Annotated in this window: 1 protein-coding gene; it reads left to right on the top strand. The window is 54.1% G+C overall.

All coding sequences use genetic code 11. From position 1 onward, the window contains the following. Window positions 1–606: HD domain-containing protein (locus tag H6A60_RS12190; protein WP_205105005.1), on the top strand; the 606-nt coding region annotated here is incomplete at its 5' end. Window positions 607–634: the final 28 nt, after the last annotated feature.

Below are 634 nucleotides of genomic sequence, written 5' to 3'. Positions count from 1 at the left end.
CTTCCAACTATGCTCAACACAAGTCGAATTTCTGCCGCATTCGCCCTTGCCGCAAAGGTTCATGCGAGTCAAAACCGAAAAGGCACGACCGTGCCCTACATCAGTCATCCAATGGCCGTCGCAGCTCAGGTTCTCGTCTGGGGCGGAAGCGAAGATCAGTTTATCGCTGCGTTGCTCCATGACGTCGTAGAGGACGGAGGCGCTCAATATAAGGATGAGATTCTTGCCGAGTTCGGCGAGGATGTTCTCGGCATAGTCCTCGCGTGTTCCGACGCAGAACCAACGGCAGGCGAAAAGAAAGCGCCTTGGCTCGATAGGAAACGATCTTACGTTGAGCATCTTGAAATAGCGCGCGAGGACGCGCTGCTTGTGAGTGCCGCCGACAAGTGGCACAACCTTCAATCGATTCTGGCAGACGTTCGAAAGACGGGCGATGAAGTCTTCTCACGCTTTGTGAAGGAAGAGCCGGATCCGCTCAAGAAAAAGGCGCTTACGCTCTGGTACTACCGTTCGCTTCTTGGCGTCTATTCCAAGCGAAACGTTTGCGGCAGCGACGAAATCAGACAGCTGCTCGACGAAATTGTTCGAGAAACCGGCTTCTCTTAAGAGTCTGCACGCTGCACTCGTTCCGCGA

Origin of the sequence: Sutterella massiliensis (assembly GCF_016899755.1) — a bacterium.
Lineage (GTDB): Bacteria > Pseudomonadota > Gammaproteobacteria > Burkholderiales > Burkholderiaceae_F > Sutterella > Sutterella massiliensis.
The sequence above is the reverse complement of the archived record's forward strand: the minus strand, read 5'-3'. Positions and strand labels throughout refer to the sequence as shown.